Below are 5576 nucleotides of genomic sequence, written 5' to 3' on the forward strand. Positions count from 1 at the left end.
CCAGTTGGGCGTTGACCGCGGCGCCCGCCTCCCGCATCTGCTCGGGGGTGGCGATGCGCGCGAGTTCCACCATGAGATCGTCCGTGGTCAGTTGCGGCTCCAGGTAGTACCGCTCCATCAGTTCGCAGAACTGCGGGTTCTGCTGGCCGTGCAGGTTGCAGTGGGCCGCCAGGATCGCCGGGCAGACCGGGCACTCCCCGGGGGCGTTGCGCCGCTCCACCGCCTCCAGGAATCCGTGTTCGGGTCGGGTGCCCCCGTGGCCCACGCAGGCACCGTCGATGTCCCGCCACGCCCGGTGCATGTGGCTCCCGAAGGTGCCGGTCTGCTCGGTCTCCCACGTCTCCCAGGCCCGGCAGGCGGCCGTCTGGCGGATGGCCTCCCAGTCGTGGCACATCTCCTGGCTGCCGCCGGCCGCCAACGCCGCGAGCGCCGCGGCGCAGTTCGGGTAGCGCACGCCATCACCCCCTCGCGGAATCCCATACGCGCCCCACGATATCCCCGGCGCCCCACCCGGCGAGACCCCACAGGAGGACCGTGCCGCCAAAGAGCCAACCGATCGTCCACTCCACCCGCAACTGCGTCACCCACGCGACCAGCCATACGCCCTGCGGCGCCGGCAGACTGGCGGTGGCCCCGGGGACCAGGCGGAACCGCTTGACCGACACGATGGTCTCCGGGGTGACGTCGGCCGCCTCCACGTACACGGTCTGCCGGAGGGTGTTGCGGATCGTGCCGCCCGCGTCCAGCGTGAACGCACCGGTGGCGTCCGGGTGGTCCGCCGGCATCAGGGTCCCGATGGTCGTCACGTCGAGGCCGTCATACGTCATGCCGCACCGCCCTTCTCCGTGGCGCTCAGGTCGGCCCGGAAGGACTCGCGCAAGCGGCGCGCGGAGTCGGCCAGGGACTGGACCTGCGCGGGCCCCAGGGTGGCGGCATACGCGCCCTGCGCCTCCGCGGCGACCGCATCCGCCTCCGCGGCGACCCGGTTCAGGTCGTCCGGGGTCTGGACGGCGTTGTACGCCTGCTGCCGCAGCCGGCGCAACCGCTGCTGCGTCTCGGGGTCCATCCCCGCCACCCTGGCGCGTTCCGCGACCGTCAGGTCCTTCTCCGCCTCCGCGAGCCGCCACTGCACCTCGGGGTGCTGGATGCCATCGCCGGCGCCGGCGAAGCGGGTCGCCTCCGAGAGCAGGGCGGAGGCCCGTACCAGGGACGCCCGCACCTCGTCACCGCCGACGAGGGAGTCCTGCACCTGCCGCACCTCGGGGACGTACTTCTCCAGGACCACCCGGTGCTCGGGTGGGGTCTTGGCGATGCGTTCGGGGGTCCAGTCGCGGGCGAACAGCGCCACCGGTTCCTGCGCGGCCCGCGCCACCCACTGGCCGCACTCGGCCCCACAGGCGCCCTCGGCCTGCGCCGCCTGCGCTGCCCGTTCCAGCATCCCCTGCATGGCCCCGAGGTGGGCCTTGCCACACGGCAGGCACCCGGTGTCGATGTCCTCCGCGCCCTCCTGGGCGAGGTACTTGCTCGGCGCCGCGGCGGGGGAGTTGACGATGTTCACGGTGACCGGCGCCTGCGCGATGGCGGTCGCGGGGGCCGACACCACGACCGGCGCCCCCGCCATACCCTCGCGCGCCTTCCGGTACACCTCGCCGATCCGGTCGTAGAGTTCGCTGGCGTCGGCGGCCGGCCGGTTGATCTGCCGCGTCAGGAACACGTCCGCCACCGCGGAGGCGAACCCCCCGACCCCGAGCGCCACCCCGACCCACCGGGGCGGGTTGGGAACGAGGGCCGCCACCGATTGGGTGAGCGTGGCGTGGACCGACTTGAATCCGCCGCTTGCCGTCGGCAGGAGTGCTCCGCCCATGGCGCCACCCCCTTGCTGACAAGAGTGTAGCGCAACACCGCTTTTGGGCGTCCCGTAGGGGTGTTAGGCGGTTGGTGGAGTAGGTTTTTGCGCCAGTGCCCACTCCAACAACCATTTGATCGCCGCTGCCCGACTAGGGAAGCGATGGGTGAATCTGAAGTCGTCAATCCTCTGCAACAGGTCCTCGCCGATCAGGAACGTCAACAGTTTATTTGCCATCGATATCACGCCCTTCTGCTGAAGGGCCTGCCATGCCCCGACTTGCCCCACCTAGCCCCGCCGGATCCTGCCCGGCCTGTCCCGTCCATGGCGTGCCGTGCCGCGCCAAACCACGCCCTGCCGGTCCCAAGCCTACCCCGCAACGCCTCAGCGGTCCCTGCCCCGCCCAGCCATGCCGCACCATGCCCCGCCATGCCGGACCAAACCAGGCCCGTCCCCGCCATGCTGTGCCCGCCCTAGCCCAGCCATACCCCGCCACACCCAACCCGACCCGACCGGGCCCGGCCCCGCCCGACCTTCCCGAACCACCAGATACAGCATGCCAGATCAACATGGACAACACAAGATACATATGATATACTGTCTATATTGCATATGCGGGAGGCGATGGCGTGGCAAGGGCAAGGGCGACCGCAGTTTCCGATCCGGCCGAGGCCCGCGCACCAGAGGTGCCGTACATCGTGACCGTGGGGATCGAGGGGGTGGCCGACATCCTGTTCCACCGCTGGTCGAATGAGGACGTGGAGGCCAAGAGCACGGCCGCCAAAGGCAGCAAGACGAAGAAGACGGACGAACCAGCGGCCTATGTCTACCGCGACGAACATGGCGAGTTGGCAATCCCAGGTGAATACTTGCGCCAATCAATCATTGGCGCGGCGAAGTTCCAGCAGGACCCGCGCAGTCCCCGCAAGAGCGCAATGGATCTCTACAAGGCGGCCGTCGTCGCGCTGACTCCGCTCGCCTCGCTCGGCACCAAGGAGTGGGACTACCTCGACCGGCGCCGTGTCACCATCCAGCGCAACGGCATCACGCGGGTCCGGCCCGCAATGCTGAAGGGCTGGAAGGCGGAGTTCGATCTGCTCGTCAACATTCCGGAGTACATTCAGCCGGCCGATCTCAATCAGACGATCCAGCAGGCTGGTCGGCTTATCGGTTTGGCGGACTTCCGCCCGACGTATGGGCGCTTCGTCGTAACGAAGTTCTCGGTGGGGGCGGGTGGCGCGGTAGCGTAGGGGCCGGCATGGTCAGGCGGGGGACGGAGGGGCAAGCCGGGCATTGTCCTGGCGCGGCGCGGCATGGATGGGTGCGGCTGGCACCGGCAGGATTCGGCAAGGCGCGCTATGGTATGCACCGGCAGGGTAGGGGGGAGGGAGAAGTGGAGGGGGTCTACCTCGCCACTTCTCCCCCCTGCGTGTCTGTAACTGCCGCAGCGGCCACAACCGGCGCATCCGCCTTCGCCGCGGCCCCCACCCTGGAGGCGAAGCTCGCGGCCGTCAGGACGGCGTTCGCGGTGGCCGGCATCCCGTGGTCGGTCAGGTAGCCAGAGATCACGGTCGCGGCGTTGGTCGACGTGATCCCGAGAGCATCGGCGACGGCCTGCCCCTCCCGGACCACTGTCTCCCCATCCTTGACGAGCCGGGAGTTCGGGTGCGCCTTCGCGTACCGGTTGAACTCATACCGGAGAATCGCCCACCCGAGCCCGAGCAGGGGAACGACGATGCTGGCGCTCTGCAGGACGTGCATCCGGACCACCCCCAAAAGAGAAAGGCAGGGTTCCTCCGGCCCGCGGTCTCTGCGTGACCTGCCCGCAGTGTAGCACTATCGGTGCAGTTCACCCTCCCCGATGGCCGCGATGCCGGCCGCGCCCAGCAGTCCCAGCACGACGAACAGCAGGGACGGCCGCCGCGCGATGATCTGCCCGGGGGTGGAGCCGCCGCCCTGGGGTCCACCCGACGGCGCCGGCGGCTGCCCGGTGTTCACATCGACGCCGATCGCCTTCAGGGCCGCGGTCGCCGGCGGCCCCCACGTGTAGAGCACGCTGTCGGCGTAGCCGCCCGGCGGGTAGTCCCACCCAGTGGCCTGCAGGTTGTCCATGAAGGCAACGGGGTCGCTGGCATACTGCAGCCGCTGAGGCCCGAGCGCGACGATCAGGTCACTCGCCGCGTCCAGGAGCGTGGGGTAGACCTGAAAGCTGTAACCGCTCGCGGTGGCGTGACAGGGGTACCGCGAGGTGTGGCAGGTCACGCCCCAGGGATTGCCCTCCACCAACAGCGTGCATCCGGGCTGCGGCGGCACCCCGGACTCGTGGGCCGCCATGGCGAGCGAGAGCCACGCCGGCGGCCCCCCGGCGGCCCGCACCGCCTGCACCGCTGGCAGGAGGGTGGCGGCGTAGTCGGTCCAGGCGCTCACTTCTCGATCACGATGGTATGCTGGCCGCCCATCAGCTTGGCCTTCTCCAACCCATACGCCCCCACGACCACGACACCCCCGCCGACGACGAGGCCCCCGATCGTGAGGTACTTGCCGAGCGGGCTGGGCCCCGCCACCGGCGGGGTCCCGGGGGGCGGTGCCTTGGTCGACGGCGGTGTGATGTTGGTCGGCTGCCCGATCTGCGTCAGCGTGGAGGCGCCCTGCGTGGCGGAGTCCCACTGCGGGGTGCTGGCGAGGATGCCGACGAGGAACGTCGTGAGGTCGGCGGGGGAGACCCCGCCCCGATACCCAAACAACGCCTCGTTGTCGGCGAAGGCGTACACGTAGGCGCCCTTCCCATACCCGACCGCCATCATCGGATAGGCGAACTGCGTGCTGCCGTCCGGGGAGGTGCCGAACCCGATCTGCGCCGTCAGGAGGTTCGGCTGCCCCGGGTTGCCCGCGTTCGGCGGCAGGATCACGTTCCCTGGCATCTCCGTGGGACCCTGGTTGCAGATGATGCTGGCGGGGTATGGGAACCGGCCGCCGCCGGTTGCCGGAACGATGAGGTTGGTTCCCCGCGGGGCAGAGAACGTCGCCCACGCATCAGTCGGTTCGTCCGTGAGGTTTACGCCCATGGCGCTCAGCGCCACGGCCAACTTGCTCCCGTCATAGCCATTGTAGGCCGGGTCGTTGATCCAAACATGCAGTTGTCGCATGAACCGCTGCGCCATGGGGTAGCGGCACCAGTCGAGCCAGACGTACCCGCCGCTGACCAACTGGGGGACATCGATCGGTTCGCCGGTGAACTCCCCGGCCGTGCCGAACCCGGCCCCGGTGCTTGCCACCAGCGCCGACCCCGCGGCGTTGAGGATGATCGACCGACCGCCCAGCAGGTCAAGGTTCGCCTGGAGGGTGGACTGCAACTCCTGCCAGTAGGCGCCCGGGGCGCCGGCCGACGCACTGCCCCCGGCCGGGTTGTAGAGGAGCACCTGCGGCGCGGCCACGGTCGTCACCCCAATTGGCAGGCGTTGAGCGCGTTCACCGCCGCCGTGTACTGCGCGTCCACGGTCTGGAACTGCGCGCTGAGTCTCTGAATGGTTGGGTCCGACAGGACGCTGATCCCGTGGGCGTTGTCGTATTGCTCCCGCGCCTGAATCTGCTGGCTGATGGCCGTCAACTGCTGCTGCAGGCTGTTGACCTGCTGCTGCAGGGCGGTGCAGTTATTGCCGCTCGGCGGCGGAGGCGGCGGGATGATGGTAGAGCCCCCGCCGGAGACCTGGAACGTGCCGCTGATGGTCTG

At 69.6% G+C, this 5576-nt stretch carries 8 protein-coding genes; 1 reads left to right on the forward strand and 7 read right to left on the reverse strand.

All coding sequences use genetic code 11. The annotated features are described in order from the left end of the window. The 3 genes from ACYCUK_RS23000 to ACYCUK_RS23010 all read right to left on the reverse strand — a co-directional run. Positions 1-454 (reverse strand): hypothetical protein (locus ACYCUK_RS23000; RefSeq protein WP_461596929.1); only part of this gene is annotated, 454 nt, incomplete at its 3' end. 4 nt (positions 455-458) lie between these two features. Then, positions 459-827: a hypothetical protein gene (locus tag ACYCUK_RS23005; protein WP_461596930.1), complete on the reverse strand. Its 369-nt coding sequence runs from the start codon at positions 825-827 to the stop codon at positions 459-461. Further along, entirely contained in the window at positions 824-1864 is a 1041-nt protein-coding gene (locus ACYCUK_RS23010; RefSeq protein ID WP_461596931.1) for a hypothetical protein, read from the reverse strand. The genes ACYCUK_RS23005 and ACYCUK_RS23010 overlap by 4 nt, the downstream gene beginning before the upstream one ends. A 668-nt stretch (positions 1865-2532) precedes the next feature. On the opposite strand from ACYCUK_RS23010, the gene ACYCUK_RS23015 reads away from it, so the two are divergent. Next, positions 2533-3096, forward strand: a complete 564-nt coding sequence (locus ACYCUK_RS23015; RefSeq protein WP_461596932.1) for a hypothetical protein — start codon at positions 2533-2535, stop codon at positions 3094-3096. 154 nt (positions 3097-3250) lie between these two features. Here ACYCUK_RS23015 and ACYCUK_RS23020 read toward each other — a convergent pair whose 3' ends face one another. The 4 genes from ACYCUK_RS23020 to ACYCUK_RS23035 form a co-directional block, all read right to left on the reverse strand. Continuing rightward, the gene (locus ACYCUK_RS23020) at positions 3251-3607 is read right to left on the reverse strand and encodes a hypothetical protein (RefSeq protein WP_461596933.1); all 357 of its coding nucleotides are present in this window, start codon (positions 3605-3607) and stop codon (positions 3251-3253) included. Positions 3608-3682: 75 nt separating this feature from the next. Continuing rightward, positions 3683-4273: a hypothetical protein gene (locus ACYCUK_RS23025; protein WP_461596934.1), complete on the reverse strand. Its 591-nt coding sequence runs from the start codon at positions 4271-4273 to the stop codon at positions 3683-3685. Next, the gene (locus tag ACYCUK_RS23030; protein ID WP_461596935.1) at positions 4270-5289 is read right to left on the reverse strand and encodes a hypothetical protein; all 1020 of its coding nucleotides are present in this window, start codon (positions 5287-5289) and stop codon (positions 4270-4272) included. The genes ACYCUK_RS23025 and ACYCUK_RS23030 overlap by 4 nt, the downstream gene beginning before the upstream one ends. After that, positions 5286-5576 (reverse strand): hypothetical protein (locus ACYCUK_RS23035; RefSeq protein WP_461596936.1); only part of this gene is annotated, 291 nt, incomplete at its 5' end. The genes ACYCUK_RS23030 and ACYCUK_RS23035, both read right to left, overlap by 4 nt.

This window comes from Thiomonas sp., assembly GCF_054608695.1.